This window comes from Streptosporangium minutum, from assembly GCF_002149035.1.
GTDB lineage: Bacteria > Actinomycetota > Actinomycetes > Streptosporangiales > Streptosporangiaceae > Streptosporangium > Streptosporangium minutum.
Map to the genome: position 1 here is coordinate 1 of NZ_NGFP01000103.1, position 22,760 is coordinate 22,760.

The window sequence follows — 22,760 nt, forward strand, 5'->3', positions numbered from 1 at the left end:
CCCTGCGACTGCGCCCCGCTCTCCGGGGACGGGCACGACTTCGTCGCGAGCCGGGTGGGGCTCCAGGAGGACCTGCTGGAGGCGGTCAGGCGGTGAGCAGCAGCGCGCCCACGGTCGCGGTCACGCCCACCACGGCCAGCCCCGCCCCGGCCAGCACGAACGTGAGCATCGGCACCCGCACCCCCCTCCGGCGGCACCACTCGAACCACAGCAGGGTGGCGAGCGAGGCCCAGGGAGTGATCACCGGTCCGACGTTGGTGCCGATGAGGAGGGCCAGCAGCTGATCCTGGTTGACCACCGGGATGACCTTCTCCACCGCGGTGTAGGCGGGCAGGTTGTTGATCAGGTTGGACAGGCCCGCCCCCACGGCGGCCGCCCGGTAGGCCCCGTCACCGTCGCCGCCGGTCCCGGCCAGGGCGCTCATCAGGCCGGCCAGGCCGTACCGGCTGAGGGTGGGCACCACCAGGAACAGGCCGGTGACGAAGACGAGGAGCTGCCACGGGAACAGCGCGAGGGTGAGCTTCGACCTGTCGCGCCAGGCGAAGGCGGCGATCATCAGCACCGCCGCGGCCAGGGCGGCCACCTGGATCGGCAGTTCCAGCAGGATCGCGGCGACGAACAGCACGCACACCGTGGCCGCCGTCCGGAACAGCAGCGGGTCGGCGACCGGCACGGGGGGCGGCGGGTCGTAACGGTCGGCGCCGCGCCGGCCGCGCCGCCAGAAGAACACCCAGAGGAAGACCATGGTGACCGCGACGGAGACGAGCTGCGGCAGCCAGAGCCGCCCGGCGAACTCCTTGGTCGACAGGCCCAGCCGTTCCATGGCCAGCAGGTTCGTCAGGTTCGACACCGGCAGGAACAGGCTGGCGGTGTTGGCCAGCCAGACCGTGGTCATGGCGAGCGGCAGCGCGGCGATCCCGGTCCTGGCCGCCAGGGCGAGCATGACGGGCGTCAGCAGCACCGCCGTCGTGTCCAGGTTCAGGAACATGGTGACCAGCGACGCGAAGGCCGTGCACAGCAGGAAGAGCGCGACGTAGTGCCCCCGCCCGGCCATCGCCAGCCTGGCCGCGATCACGTCGAAGACCTGGGCCTCCTTGACCAGCTCCGCCAGCACGATCACGGCGGCGAGGAACAGCAGGATGGGCGCGATCCGCCCCACCTCGCCCGCGGCCTCCTCCACGGGGAGCAGCTCGGTGACGACGGCGAGGAGACCGAGCCCCAGCAGGCCGACCCGGATCCAGTCGAGAACGCTCAGTCGCCGCAGCACACCGACCATGATCTACGAGGCGGGCCAAGATCGCACTCCTGTGCTTGATCGAAGTCCTCCAAAACCCCGATACCAGAGGCGATACTGAACTCCCGGACACGGCGGCGAGGGGTGGGACGCGATGGCGCGCGACGACAGGCCGGTCGACATCTTCGTCAGTTACTCCCCCGCCGACGAGCGCTGGGCGTCGTGGATCGCGTGGGAGCTGGAGGCCGCCGGATACCGGACGATGATCCAGGCCTGGGACTTCGTGCCGGGGACCCAGTTCATCGAGTTCATGGACCGGGGTGTCAGCGAGGCCGCGCTCGTGGTGGCGGTGCTGTCGCGCAACTACCTCAAGTCGCGCTGGGGACGGATGGAGTGGCAGGCCGCGCTCCGCGCCGACCCCGACAACCCCTCCAACAAGCTGGTCACGATCCGGCTGGAGGACTGCCCGCTGGAAGGGCTGCTGTCCACCATCACCTGGGTGGACCTGGTCGGGGTGGCCGATCCGGACCAGGCGCGGGCGCTGCTGCTCAACCGGATCGGCCAGGCGCTGGCGGGCCGGGCCAAGCCGCTGGAGCGGCCGTCGTTCCCCAACGGCCCGGCGACCATCCCCGGCGAGGTGCTGTCCGCGCCGTCCGGACGCGGGACGGCGCGGGCCCGCCGTACTCCGGTGGCGCCGCCCGCGTATCCGGCGGGGCCGTCGGCGCACGTCCCGCGTGAGTCGATCACGCTGCTGCACGTCGCCGGCCCCCGGTTCGGCCGGGGGCTGGCCGCCGAGGACGAGCCGCTGACGGCCGAGGAGCTGCAGCCGAGGATCTGGGCCGACCTGACCCGGCTGCGGGACGCCGGGCTGCCCCGGCCGGACCTGATGGTCGTGACCGGAGACCTGACCGAGTCGGGCAGCCGCCGGGAGTTCGGCGAGGCCGCGGCGTTCCTGACCGGGCTGCGGGTGCTGCTCGGGCTGGAGCCGCAGCGGCTGATCGTCGTGCCCGGTCCGAGAGACATCACCAAGGCCGCCTCCCGGGCGTACTTCAGCAACTGCGAGGCCGACGACGTGCGCCCGCAGCCGCCGTACTGGCCCAAGTGGCGCCACTTCACCGGCCTGTTCGAGGAGCTCTACCTCGGGCTCGACGGACCGGAGTTCGACAGCGCCCAGCCGTGGACGCTCTTCGCCGTCCCCGACCTGAAGGTCGTGGTGGCGGGGCTGAACTCCACCATGGCCATGAGCCACCGCGAGGAGGACCGGTACGGCTCCGTGGGTGAGGCGCAGGCGGCGTGGTTCGCCGAGCGGCTGCGGCCGTTCGAGGAGGCGGGCTGGCTGCGGATCGGCGCGATCGCCCACCCGCCCGCTCCCGCGCACCTGCGTGACACCGCGACGCTTGAGCACCTGCTGGCCGGGCGGCTCAACCTGCTGCTGCACGGCGCGGGCGGCACCGGCCCGGAGAGCCTGCCCTGCCTTCCCGCGCCGGGACCGGGCCGCCACCAGCTCGTCGAGGTGACCTCCGGCGGCCTGCGCCGCTGGGACCGCGTCGGGGCCGCCCTGCTGCCCGCCGAGGAGCTGTCGCGCTCCTGGCACGGGACGGGGCTGACGTTCTCCCCCGGGGGTGTCGCGCCCGTCGCCCTGCCGCCGGCGGCGCCCCCCGCGGCGGCCGAGCCCGAGCGGGCGGCCGCCCCGGCCATGCTGCTGCTGGACCGGATCGCCGAGGTCTGCGAGGCCCGGCACGAGCGGGTCAAGATCAGGAGGGTGACCGGCGACGTCCCGCAGCTCCTGGTCACCTATCCGGAGGACGGCTTCGTCCGGCAGCTCAGGATAGGCGCCCACGCCGGCGAGCTGACCGGGCGGGACGTGGAGGCCTTCGCCGGGCAGGTGCACGCCTCCGGGCTGGAGCACGGCGCGGAGCTGGTCTACCAGGGGCCGCCGCCCGCGCAGGCGCTGCGCGAGGAGATGACCCGGCGCGGGCTGCGGCTGCGCAGCTTCACCGAGTTCCAGGGACTGCTCGACCTGACGGGATACGTGGCCGACCAGACGGCGCGGCTGCGCGGGGACCGCCGCTACCCGCAGGGGCTGTACGTGCCGCAGCGCTTCCGGGAGCTGGACCGTCCCGACCGGCGCGTCCGGGAGGGGCTCACCGACGAGCTGATGCGTCTGCTGGCCACCGACCACGGCCGGTTCCTGCTGTTGCTGGGCGACTTCGGGCACGGCAAGACCTTCGCCCTGCGCGAGCTGGCCAGGCGGATCCCGGTGGAGCTGCCCCACCTGGTGCCGATCCTGATCGAGCTGCGCGCGCTGGACAAGGCGCACTCGGTGGACGGGCTGGTCGCCGCGCACCTGGCCAACCACGGCGAGGACGTCATCGACCTGAAGGCCTTCCACTACATGCTCCGCCAGGGCCGCATCGTGCTGCTGTTCGACGGGTTCGACGAGCTGGTGACCCGGGTGACCTACGACCGGGCCGCCGACCACCTGGACACGTTGCTGCAGGCCGCCGAGGACAAGGCGAAGATCGTCGTGGCCGGCCGTTCCCAGCACTTCAAGTCCAGCGCCCAGGTGCTCACCAAGCTCGGCGAGAAGGTGGGCCTCCTGCCGCAGCGGCGTCTGCTCAGCGTGGAGGACTTCACCGGCCCGCAGATCCGCTCCTACCTCGTCAACCGCTACGACGGCGACGAGGGCGCCGCCGGGGACCGGCTCTCGCTGATGGGCGACATCGAGGACCTGCTGGGCCTGGCCAGGAACCCGCGCATGCTCAGCTTCATCGCCGACCTCGACGACCAGCGCCTGGCCACCGTCGCCAAGGCCCGGCACACCATCAGCGCGGCGCTGCTGTACGAGGAGATCATGGGCTCCTGGCTCGCCTTCGAGGAGCGCCGGGTGCGGGACGTGCCGGGCGCGCCGGCCGGGCTGCGCGCCGGGGAGCTGCGGCAGGCGGTGACCACGCTGGCACTGCGGCTGTGGGAGAGCGGGGAGTCCTACCTGCGGCCGGTGGAGCTGGCCGAGATCGCCGAGACGCTGACCGGCCTGGCGGACGGGCAGCTGTCGGGCCAGCAGACCGCGCACGCGGTGGGGACCGGCAGCCTGATGGTCCGCACCGAGGAGGGGCTGTTCGGGTTCATCCACTCGTCGGTCATGGAGTGGCTGGTCGCCCGGCACATCGCCATGACCTTCGCCGACCCGGTGACGCTCGCGCGCAGGCCGCTGTCGCAGCTCACGGTGGACTTCCTGTGCGACCTGGCCGACGTGCGCGCCTGCCAGGCCTGGGCGGCGGAGGTGCTCGCCGACCCCGGCGCCGACGACGTCTCCCGGACCAACGCCATCAAGATCACCACCCGGTTGCGCACCCCGGCCATGGCCGACCTGCGCGGCGCCAACCTGCGCGGCGAGGACCTGTCGGCGCGCGACCTGCGGGAGGTCGACCTCACCGGGGCCAACCTGACCGACGCCACCCTGGTCGGGACCGACCTGTCGCGGGCCGTGCTCCGTGACGCGCGGCTGACCGGGGCCCGGCTGGACGAGGCCAGGCTCACCGGCGCCGACCTGCGCGGCGCCGACCTGACGCGGGCCCGGCTGGCCAGGGCGGACCTGCGGGACGTGGCACTGGCGGGCAGCCGCTGGCAGCGGGCGGCACTGATCGACGTCACCGGTACGGTGACCGGCGTCCCCGAACTGCGCGGCGCCGCGATCGCGCCGGGCCTGCCGGTGGAGGCCCAGCTGGCCCCGGCCGCGATCGGCGTGCCGTACGGCTATCACTTCCAGACCAGCAGGCTGCCCGATCCCGTCGCCTACAGCCCCGACGGCGAGACCCTGGTGGTCGGCAGCGACGACGGCGGGGTGCTGCTCTGCGACAGCGCCACCGGCCTGCCGGTCAGAAACCTGCAGGGTCACCGGGGCCGGGTCTACGCCGTCACCTTCAGCGGCTCGGGCGACCTGCTCGCCACCGGGGCGAGCGACGGCACGGTCCGGCTCTGGGACCCGGTCACCGCGAGCGCCTCCCACGTGCTCTCCGGGCATCGCGACGGAGTGTGGCCGGTGCTGTTCAGCCCCACCGGGCGGTTGATCGCCGCGGGCGGCGCCGACGGCACCGTACGGATCTGGGACACCGCCACCGGCCTGCCGCACCGGGAGCTCCCCGGCCACCTGGCGCCGATCTACACCGCGACGTTCGACGCGGGCGGCGGCACGCTCGTCACCGGCGACGCGGGCGGGACGGTGCGGATGTGGGACGTGCGGACCGGAGAGCTCATCCGGACCCTGAACGGGCACCGCGGCTCCGTCTACCGCATCGCCTACGACCCCGGCGGCACGCTGCTGGCCGCCGGCGACCGCGAGGGCGTGGTGCGGATCTGGAATCCCCGGGACGGGCAGGTCCTGCACGCGCTGACCGGGCACACGGGCAGCGTCTACGCGCTGTCCTTCGCACCCTCCGGACGGCTGATGGCGACCGGCGACACCGACGGCGCGATCCGGCTGTGGGATCCGGTCACGGGCGCCTCACGCGGCATCCGGACGGGCCATCGGGCGGCCGTCTACCAGGTCGGCTTCAGCCCGGACGGCTCGGTGCTGGCCGGCGCCGACTCCGACGGCGCGGTCCACCTGCACGGGGTCACCGAGGAACGTGAGCGGATGGAGCTGGCCGGGCACCGCGGCTCCGTCTGGCCGTTCGCCTTCCGGCCCGGCGGCGGCCAGCTGGCCACCAGCAGCAACGACGGCACCGTCCGGCTCTGGGACCCGGCCACCGGGCAGTGCCAGCGCGTCCTGCGCGGCCACGGCCGCAAGATCACTTCGGTGCGGTTCAGCGCCGACGGGAGCATGCTGGCCACCAGCGGCAACGACGGGGTCGTGCGGATCTGGGAGCCGCGCACGGGCCGCCGCCTGCGGGAGCTCACCGGGCAGGCCGACCGGCTCATCTCCGCCGCCTTCAGCCCCACCGGCCCCACGATCGCCACCGCGAGCAACGACGGCGGGGTGCACTTCTGGAACGCCGCCACCGGCGACTACGAGCGCGAGCTGGACGTCGAGACCGACCACGTATGGGCTGAGGCGTTCAACCCCGACGGGGACCATCTCGCCACCGCCAACGACGACGACAGCGTCCGCGTCTGGTACCGGGCGAGCGGCCGCCAGGTCGTCAAGCTCGCCGAACACCACGGCAGGGTCCGCTCCATCGCCTTCAGCCCCGACGGCCGCCACGTGGCCACCGGCTGCGACGACCGGCTGGCGCGGGTCTGGGAGGTCGAGACCGGTGCGTGCGTGGCGACCCTGGAGGGCCACACCGACCGGGTGTACTCGGTGGTCTTCAGCCCCGACGGAACCACGCTGGCCAGCGCCGGCAGCGACGGCGACGCCCGCGTGTGGGACCTGCGGCCCGATCCGCGGCCGGGCCACCCGTGGCGGCCCAGGCTGCTCCACACCCTCACCCGCCACTCCGGGCGGCTGTGGGCCGTCGCCTTCAGCCCGGACGGCTCACTGCTGGCCACCGGGGGCGACGACCCGGCGGTGCGGTTCTGGGACGCCCGTACCGGCCGGCACCTGCACGCGCTGACCGGGCACACCCGCCGGGTCTGGTCGCTGGCCTTCGCCCCCGCCGGGGACCTGCTGGCCAGCGCGGGCGACGACGGCGTGGCGATCCTCTGGGACCTCCGCCCCGGTACGGCTCCCGCCCAGCGAGCGGCTCTCCTCGGCCTGCCGGAGGGATGGGCGGCGATCGCGCCGGACGGCCGCTACAAGCTGGCGGGTGAGGCGGCGGGCCAGTTCTGGTACGTCATCGGGACCCGCAGGTTCGAGCCCGGAGAGCTGGACGCCTACCTGCCCGCGATCGGGCAGATCGCGCTGGACGCGGAGTTCTGACCGCGCCGGACGGCCTCCCCGTGAGGGGCTCCCGAAACTTCGGCGCCGTCCTGGTCGAGTTCAACGGCGAGCACGATCATGTGCACCTGCTGGTCCACCATCCGGCCGAAGTGGACCTGTCGGTCCTGGTCGACTCCCTCGAGGGCGTCTCGGCTCCTGCGTAAAGAGTTCGGCCCGCACGTGCGTCGACAGCGGGCGCTTCTGGTCCCCGTCCTACTTCGCCGCCTCCTGCGGCGGCGCCCCACTGTCGATCATCAAGGAGTACATCGAAAACCAGAAACGGCCGGACTGATCCGCTCACATGAACCGGCCGTCACGGCACCGCTCGGCGTCGCCGGCGCCTCCGCCCTGGCGCGATGGTGCGCCGAGTCCGCCGCCACCCCATCCGGGCAGGCCGTGGCAGAACAGGTCGACGGACTGCCCCGAAGGAATGACAGCTGAATGTAATTGATCAATCACTCTCAGTCATGGGATCGTGTTCGTGTTCTGATCAACCTTTTCCGGGAGACACCATGTTGCTTGCCCGCCATCTGCTGGTCGCCGCCGCTATCACCGCCGTGAGCGCAGTCACCACCCTGCCCGCTGCGGCATCCACGCCCGCTGCCGACACTGCCCTCGCCGCGGCCCCTGTGTGCCTGGACACCACCAACGCGCGCGCCGACAACACCGGGATGCGCCTGTGGCAGTGCATGGACCACGCCAACCAGAGGTTCGTGGTCGACGGCGGCCAGATCAAGGTCAAGGACACCATCGGCACCAGCCGGGAAGTGTGCCTGGACACCACCAACGCGCGYGCCRACAACACCGGGATGCGCCTGTGGCAGTGCATGGACCACGCCAACCAGAGGTTCGTGGTCGACGGCGGCCAGATCAAGGTCAAGGACACCCTGGCCTGACCACGCGGGCGCTACACGGGGGCTGAGGAACACCGGAACCGGATCGGGCGGCTGCACTCGGGGGTCTTCTCCCGAACGCGCCCCCAGCCCTGAAGCAGCTCTGGGTAATTCATGTGACACCTCGTGATCCAGGGCGCGTATCGGGTTGTGATCGATCTGCGGGATTTGCCCTTGTGTCCGGACCTGATCCGGCAGGTCGTCTTGTATGACGCGGGTCCGGCTGACAGACGAGGAGTGGGAGTTCATCGGGCCTTACCTGCCGATCGGCAGGTAAGGCCCGTACCCCGAGCGGCCGCGACAGCAATCGAGGGCGTGATCTGGCGGTTCAGGACGGGGCGCCGGGTTGGGGCGGGCCGGGGCGCCTTGCCGCCGCGATAGCGGTAGCGCTTCAYCGAGAGGCTGGATGTGCCGGTGAAGGCGACTTCCTGATAAGCGATCCTCCACCCTCTGTCGCGGGAGCGACGAGCCGGCCCTTCGGATGGGGGCTACGGCACTCGTACGGCCCGCAGGCAGCGGGTGGCCTGGGTGCGGAGGGCGTCGGCGAGTGCTGGTGGGCCGCTGACGAGGGTGAAGTCGGTGTCCACCGATGTGATCATCCAGACCAGTGCCGACGGGGTTTCGGCGCCGACGTGCAGCAGGCAGGTGTGGTCGTCGACGGCCTCGACGACGCCCATGCCCGGCCACACCCGGTCGGCCATGGCTTCGGCTGATCCGTGCAGGCTGACGGTCGCCTGGCACGGCCAGGTCCGTGATGAGAGCCGGTGTGCCAGATAGGTCGCGACGTCGCCGCCGGGTGGCTGTCTGGGCGCGAATCGCGGGCCGGTCGGCGTGCGCGGCCGTAGCCGGTCCACCCGGAAGGTGCGCCAGTCATCGCGGTCGGTGTCCCAGGCGACGAGGTACCAGTGCCGGCCGAAGCTGACCAGGCTGTGTGGCTCGACGGACCGGACCGTGTCGCCGCGGCGGGGGCTGGTGTAGTCGAAACGCAGCCGTTCGTGGCGACGGCAGGCGTCGGCGATCGCCATCAGCGTGTCCGGGCTCACCGCGGGCCCGGTGGCGCCGACCCGGACGGTCGCCGTGTGCAGTGTGTTCACCCGGTGCCGCAACCGGGAGGGCAGGACCTGTTCGAGTTTGGTCAGTGCCCGCAGCGAGGTCTCCTCGATCCCGGTGACCGAGCCGCCCGCCGACGTGCGGAGCCCGACCGCCACGGCCACCGCCTCGTCGTCGTCGAGCAGCAGCGGCGGCAGTGACGCGCCGGCCCCCAACCGGTAGCCAGCCGTCCCCTGAACGGCGTTCACCGGATAGCCGAGCTTGCGCAGTCGCTCGACGTCCCGGCGGACCGTGCGCGTGGTGACGCCCAGACGGTCGGCGAGCTCGGCCCCGGACCAGTCGTGATGGGTCTGCAAGAGCGACAGCAGCCTGAGCAACCGTGCGGAGGTCCCCGACATGTCCTCAAGATTGCCAGACCTTTAGGACCGGACCCGTCCTAAGGGCTTCATAGGTTCACAGGCATGACGAACACCCGATCTTTCCGTATCGACATCCCGCAGGCCCAGCTCGACGACCTGGGTGTACGGCTGGCCAACACCCGCTGGCCGGAGGAGCTGCCGGGTGTTGGCTGGAGCCGGGGGGTGCCGCTGGGCTACCTGAAGGATCTCGCCGAGTACTGGCGCACCGGCTACGACTGGCGGGCGCGGGAGGCGGCGCTCAACGAGTACCCGCAGTACCTCACCACCATCGATGAGCAGAACCTCCACTTCCTGCACGTGCCCTCGCCTGAGCCCGACGCCACGCCCTTGCTGCTGCTGCACGGCTGGCCGGGCGGGTTCACCGACTTCCTCGACGTGATCGGCCCGCTGTCCGATCCCCGCGCGCACGGCGGCGACCCGGCCGACGCCTTCCATCTGGTGATCCCGTCGTTGCCGGGCTTCGGGTTCTCCACGCCGCTGGCCGGGCCGGGCATGGGCGCGGCCAGGATGGCCGGGGTGCTCGTGCGGCTGATGTCCCAGCTCGGGTTCCAGCGGTACGGCGTGCACGGCTATGACACCGGCTCGTGGGTCGCCCCCCAGATGGGCAGGCAGGACCCGGACCGTGTCATAGGCGTCCACGTCAACGCTCTGATCACCTTCCCGATCGGGGCGGAGGGGGAGATGGAGGGCCTGTCCGAGGTCGAGCAGCGGCGCTGGCAGGCGATGCAGGACTTCAACGACGGCTATCTGCAGTGCAACTCCAAGCGGCCGCAGACGGTGACCTACGGTCTGCACGATTCACCCGTCGGCCAGCTCGCCTGGATCGTGGAGAAGTTCAAGGAACTCACCGACCCCGAGGACGGGCTGCCCGAGGACAGCATCGACCGCGATCGCATCCTGACCGACGTCTGCCTGTACTGGCTGACGGGCACAGCCGGATCGGCGGCGCAGATCTACTACGAGGAGATCTCCGCGAACGCCTGGAGCGCCGATGCCGCCGGGGACTGGAACGCCGACTCCGGTGACAGGAGCACCGACTCCGGTGACTGGAACGCCGGCTCCGGTGACAGCACCGGAGCCGGCGAGGGCTGGGGCGAAGGCACGGAGGAGTGGGCAGCACCCCAGCGCGGAACGGTGCCGACCGGTGTGCTGGTCTCCAACCATGACGTGACCATCCGCCGCTGGGCCGAGCGCGATCACCATGTCGTGCACTGGACCGAGCTCGGCAAGGGCGGGCACTTCCTCGCGATGGAGGCGCCGGACCTGCTGGTCGGCGACGTTCGCGAGTTCTTCCGTAAGGTGCGCTGAGATGGGCGCCCGTGGTCCGGCGCGTCGAGCAGGCACCGACCTGCTGTGCCCGCGGGCGCTCAACCACGTGGTTCTGGAACGGCAGTCGCTGCTGCGCCGCGCGGACCTGCCGGTTGCCGCGGCCGTCGAGTGGGGACTCAGGCTGAACGCCCACGACCTGCCCTGTCTCGCCCTGCGGAACAGGCTCGGACGGTTCGCGCTGCCCTGTCTCGCCCTGCGGAGCAGGCTCGGACGGTTCGCGGCCAAGGACCTGACAGCCGCGATCGGAGTCTCAGCCGGCGGCGCGGGCGGACAGCTCGGTCCAGACCTCGTCCACCCGGGCCCCGAGGTCCTCCAGCGATCCTTCGTTCGGCACCACGAGGTCGGCGATCTTCAGCCGGTCCTCGCGATCCGCCTGGGCCGCGATCCGGGCCCTGGCGTCCTGCTCGCTCATGCCTCGGATCCCGGTCAGACGGGCGAGGCGGACCTCGTCCGCGGCGTCCACGACGACCACGACGTCGTACATCGGGGCGAGGTTGTTCTCCGCCAGCAGCGGCACGTCGTAGACCACGATCGCGCTCTCGTCCGCCTGGTGCTGCAGCTCCTCGACCCGGGCTCCGACCAGCGGGTGCACGATGCCGTTGAGCGAGGCCAGCTTCCCGGAGTCGGCGAAGACGATCGAGCCGAGCTTCTCCCGGTCGAGCGACCCGTCCTCGCGCAGCACCTCGGTTCCGAAGATCTCCACGATGCGTGCCAGCCCGCCGGTCCCCGGCTCGACCACCTCCCGGGCGATCTTGTCGGCGTCGATCACCACGGCTCCCTTCGACGCCAGCCGCCGCGACACCTCGCTCTTGCCCGACCCGATCCCGCCGGTAAGACCCACCTTCAGCATGATCCGCAGCATACGCGGTACGGCCCACGCCCCGGAGTAGGCCGTCAGAAGAGCGGTCCTCCGGACCGGGGAGCAGGCCCGTCGGGCCCGGAAGCGGTCTCCGGCCGAGGAACAGGCCGATCGAGCCTGGAAGCAGTCCTCCAGGCCCCGAAGCGGGCGATCGGACTGGAGAGCGGTCCTCCAGGCCCCGAAGCGGGCGATCGGACTGGAGAGCGGTCCTCCGGGCCAGGGAGCAGGCCCATCAGTCCGGGGAGTGGTCCCCCGGGCCAGGGAGTGGTCTCCCGGGCCGGAGAGCGGTCCTTCGGGCCGGAGAGCGGGCGGACCGGAGTGTTCCCGCTGTCCGGAGCACGAGGCCCCAGCCCGCCGTCATTCGCAAGAGAATGAAATAGGCCGATATTTTACGATTTTTACGGTCGCTCCTAGAGCTCCCGGCGCATGTGGACCATGGTCAGATGGTCGCTCATCCGCTCCCGGCGGATCTCGCGGTAGCCATGACGGCGGTAGAGCCTCAGGTTGCCCTCGGACAGGTGCCCGGTGAACAGGTCGAACGCCACGGCGGCGGCGACCTCGTGGTGAAGGGCCGTCAGCAGGGCGCCGCCGACACCCCGCCCCTGCGCGTCCGGTGCCACCACCAGGCGGCCGACCCTGCAGGTCGTGCCGGACATCTGCCCGCGGACCGCGCCGACGATCCTCTCCCCCTCGCGGGCCACGAGCACCACGCCGGTCTCGATGACCTTGCGGATCTGCTCGGCCGACTCCACCAGCGGCGGGATGAACGGATCGCCGTAGAGCTGGGCCTCACTCACGTAGGCGGCCCGCTGCACGGTCAGGATCTCGCCGGTGTCCTCGGGCTCGGCCCACTCGATCACGGTCACAGCCCAAACCCTAACGCCCGCATGACGGTCACGGCCCAGAGCCCGAAACCCTCGTGAGGGTCACCCCTCGGACCTCAACGCCTGCACAACCACGGTCACAACTCGGACCCGACGGACCGCACGACGGTCACACCTCGGACCCGACACCCGACGACGGTCACACCTCGGACCCCGACGGCCGCGCGCACGAAAAAGGACCCCGCCGGAGCGGGGCCCTTTCTCAGATCCTCAGATCCCTACTGCTGCGCCGGCGTCAGCTCTGGCCGCCCGCGAGCTTCTCGCGCAGAGCCGCGAGAGCCTCGTCGGAGGCGAGGGCGCCCGCCGCCGGAGCGGAGGAGCTGCTGCTGCTGGAGCTCGAGCTGGAGCTCGAACCGGCAGCCGGGGTCTCACCGGAGTAGGACGTGGGGGCAGCCTCGCCCGCCTCGGCCTCGGCCTTGCGGGCCTCCTCCACCTGCTTCTTGTGAGCCTCGAAGCGAGTCTGGGCCTCGGCGTACTGCCGCTCCCACTCGTCACGCTGCTTCTCGAAGCCCTCGAGCCACTCGCTCGTCTCGGAGTCGAAGCCCTCGGGGTAGATGTAGTTGCCCTGGTCGTCGTAGGTCGCCGCCATGCCGTACAGCGTGGGGTCGAACTCGATGTCGGCGCCGGTCGCGCTCTCGTTCGCCTGCTTGAGCGACAGCGAGATCCGACGACGCTCCAGGTCGATGTCGATGATCTTCACGAAGATCTCGTCGCCGACCTGGACGACCTGCTCGGGGATCTCGACGTGGCGCTCGGCCAGCTCGGAGATGTGGACCAGGCCCTCGATGCCCTCCTCGACGCGGACGAACGCACCGAACGGCACCAGCTTGGTGACGCGACCCGGGACGACCTGACCGATCTGGTGGGTACGGGCGAACTGCTGCCAGGGGTCCTCCTGCGTCGCCTTGAGCGACAGCGAGACCCGCTCGCGCTCCATGTCGACGTCGAGAACCTCGACGGTGACCTCCTGGCCGACCTCGACGACCTCGGAGGGGTGGTCGATGTGCTTCCAGGAGAGCTCGGAGACGTGAACCAGACCGTCGACGCCGCCGAGGTCCACGAACGCACCGAAGTTGACGATCGAGGAGACGACGCCCTTGCGGACCTGACCCTTCTGCAGGGTGTTGAGGAACGTCTGACGCACCTCGGACTGGGTCTGCTCAAGCCAGGCGCGGCGGGAGAGAACCACGTTGTTGCGGTTCTTGTCCAGCTCTATGATCTTCGCCTCGAGCTCACGGCCCACGTACGGCTGAAGGTCGCGGACGCGGCGCATCTCGACCAGGGACGCCGGCAGGAAGCCACGGAGGCCGATGTCGAGGATGAGTCCACCCTTGACGACCTCGATGACGGTGCCGGTGACGATGCCGTCCTCGTCCTTGATCTTCTCGATCGTGCCCCAGGCCCGCTCGTACTGAGCGCGCTTCTTGGACAGGATCAGGCGCCCTTCCTTGTCCTCCTTCTGGAGGACCAGGGCCTCGACGTGCTCGCCAACCTCGACGACGTCCGCGGGGTCGACATCGTGTTTGATCGAGAGCTCACGCGAGGGGATGACACCCTCGGTCTTGTAGCCGATGTCGAGCAAAACTTCATCTCGATCGACCTTGACGACGGTGCCCTCGACGATGTCGCCGTCATTGAAGTACTTGATGGTCAGATCGATCGCTGCGAGGAAGTCTTCCTCGGACCCGATGTCGTTGACCGCTACCTGCGGGGTGCTCGAGGTGGCCTCAGTGCTGCTCGTCATGTGTGGAATTGCTCCGAACGCGGACAGATGTCGATGTGGCGAACACGCGGCAGGCCTCTTATCGTTCAAGCCGAAGGATTCCAGGATTCACCGGCTTGACCGAGCGCGAGCCCACTCCGTCCGAGACACGCGCGAGCCCACAGCGCAGCGATCAGCATATGAGACCAGACGAGTCTGGTCAATCCGAAGGCACGACACGCCGGAAGCAGGACGTTAATACGCGTTGACCTGCCGTCTCCGCTCGGAGCCGATGATACCCCGAAGTTTTTGCGGTACGGATACGCGATCGGGATCCCCGTCCGCGGTGTAGCGCTTGTCGGGGTGCTTGTTCAGCCACTCCAGCCAGTACTGCGAGCACCACTTGCGGCACTCGCCCTTCTTCCCGTTGCTCTGGACCCGCTGGATGGCGCGCCAGTCGAAATCCTTGACGAAGGGCGACACCGACGGCTGCGCGCCGGCCAGGAAGACCCCCTTGAAGGCGAAGCGGGTCCCGTCCCACTTGCCGGCCTGCACGGTGGACCTCTTGCGCGGCATCGCGCCGAAGGGCAGCGCGAGCGTGTCGGACGGACCGGTGCCGAGCTTCTTGAGCAGCCGCTCGACCCGGACGAGCTGCTCGGCGACCTTCTGCTTCGACAGCCCCGGCAGGTAGGGATGGCCCCAGGTGTGGTTGGCCACCTCGAAGCCGCGCGAGGTCAGCCACTGCACGGCGCGCGCCTGGTCCTTCTGGCTGCGCAGGCCGAACGGCTGCTGGTTGACCCAGAAGGTGGCGACGGGACGGAAGCTCGGATACTTCTTGGCGACCTGGTAGATGATCCCGACCGCGGTGTCCCTGGCCGGCATCCCGTTGCCGTCCAGCGCGAAGTGGCTCGCGTGCCCGTCGTCGAAGGTCAGCACGACCGGATGTTTACCCGCCGGGATGTCGATCTTCCCGGTGACGAACTCCTGCGCGGTGACCGGCACGTAGCCGCCCCGGGCCAGCTTCTCCATCTCCTGGCGCACCTGGGAGGGCGTGCGGTCGATGGAGGCCAGCCGCTTCTTCATGATCCGGTGGTACATCAGCACCGGGACCATCCCCGCCTCGTTGGCCTTGACCTGGCGGGCGAACTCCGGAGTGGCCTGGACCGGCGGCGGCAGGTCGGCCGTGGGGAGATCGGGCGAGGGCGACGGCGTCGGCGAGGGAGTGCCCGTCGCCGCGCCGGTCGCCGCGCCGGCCATGGGGGCGGCCTGGGGGACGACCGCCGCGGGCAGCGTGAGAAGCACCACCACTGCGGCGGCCACCACCACGACGTTGGCCATCATGATGATCTGCGGTAGGGGGAATGAACTCCGCACAAAACTCCCGTGCYCGTCAAGGTGTTGGCTGAATCCACCACCCTAGAACAGAGTCGGGCAGGCCGGGCAATCGTCAGTGTCCGGCGTCCTCCCAGGTGCGCCCGACGCCCACCGAGACCTCCAACGGGACACGCAGGGAGTAGGCGGCGTTCATCCGGTCGGTGACCAGCTCGCGCAGGGTCTCCAGCTCTCCGGGGGCCACCTCGAACACGAGCTCGTCGTGGACCTGCAGGAGCATCCGGGAGCCCAGGGCCGCTTCCTTGACGGCGCTCTGCACGTTGAGCATGGCGACCTTGATGATGTCGGCCGCCGAACCCTGGATCGGCGCGTTGAGGGCCATCCGCTCGGCCATCTCGCGGCGCTGGCGGTTGTCGCTGTTGAGGTCGGGCAGGTAGCGGCGGCGGCCCATGATGGTCTCGGTGTAGCCGTCCTGCCTGGCCTGCGCGACGATCGCGTTGAGGAAGTCGCGGACGCCGCCGAACTCCTCGAAGTATTCCTCCTTGAGCGCCTTCGCCTCCTGCACCGGGATGTTGAGCTGCCCGGCCAGCCCGAAGTCCGACAGGCCGTAGGCCAGGCCGTAGTTCATGGCCTTGATCTTGGCCCGCATCTCCCCCGTCACCTGATCGGGCTCGATGTCGAAGACCCGGGCGGCGGTGGTCTTGTGGAAGTCGTGCCCGGACTCGAAGGCCGCGATCAGCGACTCGTCACCGGACAGGTGCGCCATGATCCGCAGCTCGATCTGGCTGTAGTCGGCGGTCAGCAGGGTCTCGTAGCCCGGCCCGACCACGAAGCCCTGCCGGATCCGGCGGCCCTCGACGGTGCGGATCGGGATGTTCTGCAGGTTGGGCTTCTCCGAGCTGAGCCGCCCGGTGGCCGCCACGATCTGGTTGAACGTGGTGTGGATCCGCCCGTCGTCGGCGATCTCCTTGACCAGGCCCTCGACCGTGACCTTCAGCTTGGCCTGGTCGCGGTGCCTGAGCATGATCGTCGGCAGCTCGTGCTCGGTCTGGGCCGCCAGCCAGGCCAGCGCGTCGGCGTCGGTGGTGTAGCCCGTCTTGGTCTTCTTCGTCTTGGGCAGGTTGAGCCTGACGAACAGGATCTCCTGGAGCTGCTTGGGCGAGCCCAGGTTGAACTGCTCGCCGACGGCCGCGTGCGCCGCCTCGACCGCCTGCTTCACCGCGGCGCCGAACTCGGCCTCCAGGCCGCTGAAGTAGTCGCCGTCGGCGGCGATCCCGGCCCGCTCCAGCTCGGCCAGGACGGTCACCAGCGGCAGCTCCACCTCGCGCATCAGGTGGGTGCCGCCGCGCGGCTCCAGGAACGCCTCCAGCGCGTCGGCGAGCTCCCTGACCGCCAGTGCCCGCAGGCCCAGCTCCCGGGCCGTGTCGTCGTCCTCGTCGTCGAAGAGGCTGGCCTGGCCGCCGGTCTCGGCCTCGCTGCGCAGCTCGCGCTGGAGGTAGGCCCGCACGAGGTCCTCCAGCGCGAACGTCCGCTGCCCCGGCATCGCCAGGTAGGCCGCCAGCGCCGTGTCACAGGTCAGGCCGCGTAGCTCCATCCCCTGCGCCCACAGCGCCAGCATCGGCCCCTTGGCGTCGTGCACGGCCTTGGGCCTGGACTCGTCGCCGAGCCAGGCGCGCAGGGCCGCCTCGTCGGCCTCGGTCAGCGTGGTGGGGTCGATGAACGCGGCGCCGCGCCTGCCGTCCGCGTCGGGGCCGTCGGGCGCGGCGACGGCGATGCTGTCGATCCGGCCGGTGCCGCTGCCGTAGGAGCCCTTGAAGGCCAGCCCGGCCCTGCCCTCGGGCAGCGCGCGCAGCCATCCGGCCACCTCGCCCGGGCCGAGCCTGACGGCCTCGACCTCGAAGCCCTCCTCCACCTCGGGCTCGGCGGAGGCGAGTGTCTTGAACAGCCGGTCGCGGAGCTCTCCCCGGAACTCCAGCGTGTCGAGGATCTTGTTGATCTCCTCGCGGTCTCCCTGGCCGATCGTCAGGCCGGAGACCTCGCGCTCCAGCGGGACGTCGCGCATGAGCTGGGTGAGACGGCGGTTCATCAGCACCTGGTCGAGGTGGTCGCGGAGCTTGTCGCCGACCTTGCCCTTGACCTCGTCGATCCGGTTGACCAGCTCCTCCAGGGAGCCGAACTCGCGGATCCACTTGGCCGCGGTCTTCTCCCCCACGCCGGGGATGTTCTTCAGGTTGTCGCTGGAGTCGCCGCGGATGGCCGCGAAGTCGGGGTACTGGGCCGGGGTGAGCTCGTACTTCTCCAGCACCGCCTCGGGGGTGAACCTGGTCATGTTGCTGATCCCGACCCGGGTCATCAGCACCGTGACGCGGTCGTCGACCAGCTGGAGCGCGTCGCGGTCGCCGGTGACGACCAGCACGTTCATGTCCTGCCCGGCGGCCTGGGTGGCGAGGGTGGCGATCAGGTCGTCGGCCTCGTAGCCCGCCAGCGACAGGTGCGGAACGCGCAGCGCGTCGAGCATCTCGTATATCAGGCTCATCTGGCTGCGGAAACTGTCGGGGCTCGCGCTCCGGTTCGCCTTGTAGTCGGCGTACTCCTCGTGCCGGAACGTCGGCTCCGACCGGTCGAAGCAGACCGCCACATGCGTGGGCTGCTCGTCGCGGAGCACGTTGACCAGCATCGACGTGAACCCGAACACCGCGTTTGTCGTCTGACCCGTCGTCGTGGAGAAATTCTCCTCGGGCAGGGCATAGAAGGCCCGATAGGCCAGTGAATGCCCGTCCAGCAGCAGGAGACACGGACGAGTGGGGGTCGCTTCGCTCTTCGGCACACCGGAAGCCTAGTCTCCTGGTGCGACAGAAAACCTGGTCCCGCACGACAGGAGACATCCCCTTGACCATGACAGACCCCGACGAAGTGACGCGCCGCATGGAGGAGCAGTTCGGCGTCTCCCACAGGGACACGCTCGTCCAGCGGATGGGGATCGAGATCACCGAGGCCGCCCCGGAGCGGGTGGTGGGCCGGATGCCGGTCGAGGGCAACATCCAGCCGTACGGCCTGCTGCACGGCGGCGCCTCGTGCGTGCTCGCCGAGACCCTCGGCTCGACCGGGGCGGCCCTGCACGCGGGCCCCGGACGCATCGCCGTCGGGGTGGAGATCAACGCCACCCACCACCGCTCGGCCACGTCCGGTCACGTCACCGGTGTGGCGACCCTGATCCACGGGGGCCGGACGATCGCCACCTACGACATCGCGATCACCGACGAGCAGGGCCGCCGGGTGTGCACCTCACGCCTCACCTGCATGTTGCGTGACGCCTGACCCCACGAGTATTCGCCCGTATCAGGACCTCCCCTTTTTGCACTCTTGCCACACGAGTCGCTACCGTGGGTGACAGCGATGCCCGTGGGGGGGCCGAGTAGAAAACGTGCGGGGTCGGGGAAGCTCTGCACGGTGCCAAAGGTCTCCCCCGGGCTCGTACGGCCAGGCAGACGCGGCATGGCCCGCACCACGCGGGCGCGGGCCGTACCGGATCGACCTCTAGACGTCGGTGTGCGTCGGGTCGAGCACGCGGCGCAGGAACGACTTGGTGCGCTCGTGCTGCGGCTCACCGATCACCTGGGCGGCCGGGCCGTCCTCGACGATCACGCCGCCGTCCATGAACACCACCCGGTCGGCCACGTCCCGGGCGAAGGCCATCTCATGGGTGACCACGAGCATGGTCATCCCCTCCTCGGCCAGCTTGCGCATGACGGTGAGCACGTCGCCGACCAGCTCCGGGTCGAGCGCCGAGGTGGGCTCGTCGAAGAGCATCAGCGCCGGGTTCATCGCCAGCGCCCTGGCGATGGCGACGCGCTGCTGCTGCCCGCCGGACAGCTGGAGCGGATAGGCGTCGCACTTGTCGGCGATGCCGACCTTCTCCAGGTTCTCCCTGGCGATCTTCTCGGCCTCCGCCCTGCCCCGCTTGAGCACCCGCCGCTGGGCGACCATGACGTTCTGCAGCGCGGTCATGTGAGGGAACAGGTTGAACTGCTGGAAGACCATGCCGACCCGGCGGCGCGCGGCGTCGATGTCGACGTCGCGGTCGGTCAGCTCGACGCCCTCCAGGACCACCCTCCCGGACGTGGGCTGCTCCAGCAGGTTCACGCAGCGCAGCAGCGTGGACTTGCCCGACCCCGAGGGGCCGATGACGCAGACGACCTGGCCGGGGTCGACGGCGAAGTCGATCCCCTTGAGCACCTCTAGCTTGCCGAAGTGCTTGTGCAGGTCGCGGATCTCGACCGCGTGGTTCACCGGAGTCACCGTCCCCTCGCCTGACGCTTCTCCAGCCGGGACGCGAGGTAGCCCAGCGGGATGGTGACCAGAAGATACGTCACGCCGACGACCAGGATCGGCGTGGCGTTGGCGAAGGTCGAGGCCATGTCGTTGCCGAACTTCGTGAGCTCGACGTACTCGCCGGAGACGCCGAGGAACAGCACCAGCGAGGAGTCCTTGAGCAGGGACACGAACTGGTTGGTCGTCGGCGGGATCACGATGCGCACCGCCTGCGGGATGACGATGGTCGTCATGGCCCGCGCGTGCGACATGCCCAGCGAGCGCGCCGCCTCCATCTGCCCCTTGGGGACCGCCTGGAGTCCGGCGCGGAGCGTCTCGGCCATGTAGGCCGAGCCGACGATGGTCAGGCCCAGGATGCCCTGGCCGTAGGTGCCGCCGGGCACCTCGAAGCCCGGCAGGGCCAGCGGCAGGAACAGGATGAGCAGGAAGATCAGCAGGGCGGGCAGGCCGCGGAAGATCTCGATGTAGGCGATCGCGATCCACCGGTACGGCCGTACCGAGGACATCCGCATGAGCGCGAACAGCAGGCCGAGCAGGAAGGCGAAGAAGAAACCGCCGACCGAGTAGATGATCGTGTTCTTCAGGGCGACCGTGAACAGGTCCGGCAGCGTCTCGGCCGCGACCTCGGGCTTGGCGAAGTTCTCGGCGAGCTTGCCCCACTCGATGCGCATGAGGAGGAAGACGACCGCGGCCACCAGCACGACGTACTGGACTGCCCTGCTGATCTGCTGTTTCTTGCGGGGACTGAGCCCGGTCCTGACGGGGACGCCCCCGTCAGGACCGGGCTCGGTCTTCGTCGACTGGTCGGTCATGGATCAGCCGAGCTCGCCGGGCTTCTTGCCGAACCACTTTACGAAGATCTGCTCGTAAGTGCCGTCCGACTTGGCGGTGGTGATCGTGTCGTTGATGGTCTTGAGCAGGATCGGGTCGGCGCCCTTCTTCAGGCCGATGCCGTACTGCTCACCGGTGTCCAGGCTGCCGACCAGCTCGAACTTGTCGGCGATCTCCGGCTTCTTGAGCCAGGTCAGGACGACGGGCAGGTCCTGGACGATCACGTCGGCCTGGCCGGACTGCAGGCCCAGGAGCTCCTTGGGGGAGTCGGCGAACTCCTTGGGGTTGAGGCCCTGCTTCTTGACGTACTCAAGGCCCGTGGTCGAGGCCTGGGCCCCGAGCTTGAGGTTCTTGGCCTTGATCTCCTCCAGCGTCTTGACGCCGAGGCCCTTCTTGGCCAGCAGCGCCTGCGTGGCGTCGAAGTAGGGCACGGAGAAGTCGATGTTCGCCTGGCGCTCCGGCGTGATGGTCATGCCCGCGGCGGCCACGTCGCACTTGCCCGCGGCCATCGCCGCGCCGCTCTTGATGACGGCGAAGTCGATGTCGACGATCTCCTGCGTCAGACCGAGCTTCTTGGCCGCCAGGTCGACGATGTCGACGTCGAAGCCGACGACCTTGTCGCCCTCCTTGAACTGGAAGGGCTCATAGGGAAGGTTGGTGCAGGTGGTCAGCTTGCCGGGAGAGACCAGCTTGGGACCGCTCGCGGCTGCGGGGGCGTTCGACGAGGCGCCGTCACCCGTGCTCGCGCCGGTGGTCTCACCACCGCCGCAGGCGGACAGGCCGAGCGCGCCGGCGACGACCATCGCGCCCACTGCGAGCGCGCGACGGGGAACAAAACTCAGGCCCACGAAGGCCTCCTTACGGTCAATGTCGCATCTCGAACAGCTACCTCAGTGCTGGTGATGCTGCCCCACCTGCATGACCATGCAGATCACCGATACGACACAATTCGGACAACAACCACGCTCGGAGTCGTCTGATCAATACCCTGTCCCGGGCATGGATCCTGACGCGCCCGTTCATCGAACGGTCAACGACTCCTCTTTGAGCCGACCGTCCAGGACTCGGACCGGTTGAGCTCGAATCCTGGAACATAAAATAGCCTATATCTGCACTTCAAGTAGGTTTCACTCGTCTACCGGGTGCACCGCAGGCCGTCCGTCGGGACAGCTCTCCCGCATCCGCGGCACGGGCCCGGAGCCGGTTTCCCGCCGATTCTCCTAAATTCCAACAAATCTCACTAATGCCCTCTTTTTGGGCTGCAGCACGGCCTGACGACCACCGGCGACGCCGCTGGACAGCCGTGGACGCCGCTCTTCGCCGGGACCGCTCATCGCGGCCGGTGGACGCACACCGCCACCGGTTGTCGCCGGCGCATTGAATTCGGCGACCAGACTCGGTTATGTTGCCCGATGTGCGCAACCTCCCAATAAGGTTCACCGGTGCCGCCTTGTGCGGCGTGCTCCTCACCGGCTGCACCGGGACCGGCCAGCCGCGATCCGCCGCGCCCTCGGCCACCCCCACCGCCACCTACGAGCTGGCCCCGCGCCCGGTCCGCGCCGGCGAGCGTCCGGTCAGCGCCGCACCCGTGTCCGACGGCGACGGCCGCTTCCAGGTGATCGGCCTGCAGACGGGCCAGAGCATTCTGTTCGGCACCCACGCCGAATGGCCGGCCAAAGGCCAGTACGTGGTCGTGCGCATCGTCGTGGAGAACTCCGCCCGCTCCAACTCCGGGTTCGACGCCAAGCGGCAGAAACTCGTCACCGCCGACGGCGCGGCCTACGGCATCGACAGGTTCGCGCAGGCCATCAAACGCCAGCCCGACACGCTCCCCCTCGGCGCCGGGGTCAGGGTCGAGATGGACCTGTGGTTCGACATCCCCAAGGAGGCCAAGGTCGCCGCGGTCCGGCTGTTCGGCGACCCGCCGCTCGGCATCCGCGGAAGCACCGGCGGCGTCGAGGTCCCCCTGGCCTGACGACAGCGGGCCCGCCCCGCGCATCCGCGCGGAACGGGCCCGCCGACATCACCCGCTACA

The 22,760-nt window shown here is 70.0% G+C and carries 16 protein-coding genes and 1 pseudogene; 7 read left to right on the plus strand and 10 right to left on the minus strand.

Features of this window, described 5'->3' with window-relative positions; all coding sequences use genetic code 11:
* Window positions 1-85: 85 nt before the first annotated feature.
* Window positions 86-1,276 carry an ArsB/NhaD family transporter gene (locus CA984_RS22020; protein WP_086575363.1) on the minus strand — a complete coding sequence of 397 codons (1,191 nt, stop codon included), beginning with the start codon at window positions 1,274-1,276 and terminating at the stop codon, window positions 86-88.
* Between the two features lie 112 nt (window positions 1,277-1,388).
* On the opposite strand from CA984_RS22020, the gene CA984_RS22025 reads away from it, so the two are divergent.
* From CA984_RS22025 to CA984_RS22035, 4 genes and pseudogenes are all read left to right on the plus strand, one after another.
* Window positions 1,389-7,094 carry a WD40 domain-containing protein gene (locus CA984_RS22025; RefSeq protein ID WP_086575366.1) on the plus strand — a complete coding sequence of 1,902 codons (5,706 nt, stop codon included), beginning with the start codon at window positions 1,389-1,391 and terminating at the stop codon, window positions 7,092-7,094.
* Window positions 7,095-7,114: 20 nt separating this feature from the next.
* Window positions 7,115-7,258 carry a transposase gene (locus CA984_RS48775; protein WP_207620979.1) on the plus strand — a complete coding sequence of 48 codons (144 nt, stop codon included), beginning with the start codon at window positions 7,115-7,117 and terminating at the stop codon, window positions 7,256-7,258.
* Between the two features lie 65 nt (window positions 7,259-7,323).
* A pseudogene (locus tag CA984_RS49300) lies at window positions 7,324-7,386 on the plus strand (IS200/IS605 family transposase); the annotation flags it as partial.
* 220 nt (window positions 7,387-7,606) lie between these two features.
* Window positions 7,607-7,990, plus strand: coding sequence for a ricin-type beta-trefoil lectin domain protein (locus tag CA984_RS22035; RefSeq protein WP_165781359.1), 384 nt, complete (start codon window positions 7,607-7,609; stop codon window positions 7,988-7,990).
* Window positions 7,991-8,475: 485 nt separating this feature from the next.
* On the opposite strand, the gene CA984_RS22040 is transcribed toward CA984_RS22035, so the two are convergent.
* Window positions 8,476-9,435, minus strand: coding sequence for a helix-turn-helix transcriptional regulator (locus CA984_RS22040; protein ID WP_086575372.1), 960 nt, complete (start codon window positions 9,433-9,435; stop codon window positions 8,476-8,478).
* A 63-nt stretch (window positions 9,436-9,498) separates the two neighbouring features.
* On the opposite strand from CA984_RS22040, the gene CA984_RS22045 reads away from it, so the two are divergent.
* Window positions 9,499-10,764: an epoxide hydrolase family protein gene (locus CA984_RS22045; protein WP_086575375.1), complete on the plus strand. Its 1,266-nt coding sequence runs from the start codon at window positions 9,499-9,501 to the stop codon at window positions 10,762-10,764.
* Window positions 10,765-11,035: 271 nt separating this feature from the next.
* On the opposite strand, the gene coaE is transcribed toward CA984_RS22045, so the two are convergent.
* From coaE to polA, 5 genes are all read right to left on the minus strand, one after another.
* Window positions 11,036-11,635, minus strand: coding sequence for a dephospho-CoA kinase (gene coaE / locus CA984_RS22050; protein ID WP_086575408.1), 600 nt, complete (start codon window positions 11,633-11,635; stop codon window positions 11,036-11,038).
* A gap of 419 nt (window positions 11,636-12,054) precedes the next feature.
* Window positions 12,055-12,510 carry a GNAT family N-acetyltransferase gene (locus CA984_RS22055; protein WP_086575377.1) on the minus strand — a complete coding sequence of 152 codons (456 nt, stop codon included), beginning with the start codon at window positions 12,508-12,510 and terminating at the stop codon, window positions 12,055-12,057.
* 253 nt (window positions 12,511-12,763) lie between these two features.
* Window positions 12,764-14,272 (minus strand): 30S ribosomal protein S1, encoded by a 1,509-nt coding sequence (gene rpsA / locus CA984_RS22060; protein WP_086575379.1) that lies wholly within the window; start codon window positions 14,270-14,272, stop codon window positions 12,764-12,766.
* A 213-nt stretch (window positions 14,273-14,485) separates the two neighbouring features.
* Window positions 14,486-15,604, minus strand: coding sequence for a polysaccharide deacetylase family protein (locus CA984_RS22065; protein ID WP_242676094.1), 1,119 nt, complete (start codon window positions 15,602-15,604; stop codon window positions 14,486-14,488).
* Between the two features lie 73 nt (window positions 15,605-15,677).
* Window positions 15,678-18,389 carry a DNA polymerase I gene (gene polA / locus CA984_RS22070; protein WP_086575383.1) on the minus strand — a complete coding sequence of 904 codons (2,712 nt, stop codon included), beginning with the start codon at window positions 18,387-18,389 and terminating at the stop codon, window positions 15,678-15,680.
* A gap of 68 nt (window positions 18,390-18,457) precedes the next feature.
* On the opposite strand from polA, the gene CA984_RS22075 reads away from it, so the two are divergent.
* The gene (locus CA984_RS22075) at window positions 18,458-18,880 is read left to right on the plus strand and encodes a PaaI family thioesterase (RefSeq protein WP_386487934.1); all 423 of its coding nucleotides are present in this window, start codon (window positions 18,458-18,460) and stop codon (window positions 18,878-18,880) included.
* 219 nt (window positions 18,881-19,099) lie between these two features.
* Here the strand turns inward: CA984_RS22075 and CA984_RS22080 are convergent, their stop codons facing one another.
* From CA984_RS22080 to CA984_RS22090, 3 genes are read right to left on the minus strand one after another with little or no spacing between them, the layout of a single operon-like run.
* The gene (locus CA984_RS22080) at window positions 19,100-19,861 is read right to left on the minus strand and encodes an amino acid ABC transporter ATP-binding protein (protein WP_031159938.1); all 762 of its coding nucleotides are present in this window, start codon (window positions 19,859-19,861) and stop codon (window positions 19,100-19,102) included.
* The gene (locus CA984_RS22085) at window positions 19,858-20,706 is read right to left on the minus strand and encodes an amino acid ABC transporter permease (protein ID WP_086575387.1); all 849 of its coding nucleotides are present in this window, start codon (window positions 20,704-20,706) and stop codon (window positions 19,858-19,860) included. Before CA984_RS22085 ends, CA984_RS22080 begins: the two co-directional genes overlap by 4 nt.
* Window positions 20,707-20,709: 3 nt before the next feature.
* Entirely contained in the window at window positions 20,710-21,573 is an 864-nt protein-coding gene (locus CA984_RS22090; RefSeq protein WP_086575390.1) for an ABC transporter substrate-binding protein, read from the minus strand.
* Between the two features lie 566 nt (window positions 21,574-22,139).
* Here CA984_RS22090 and CA984_RS22095 point away from each other — a divergent pair.
* Entirely contained in the window at window positions 22,140-22,700 is a 561-nt protein-coding gene (locus CA984_RS22095) for a DUF4352 domain-containing protein (protein WP_242676095.1), read from the plus strand.
* Window positions 22,701-22,760 lie beyond the last annotated feature (60 nt).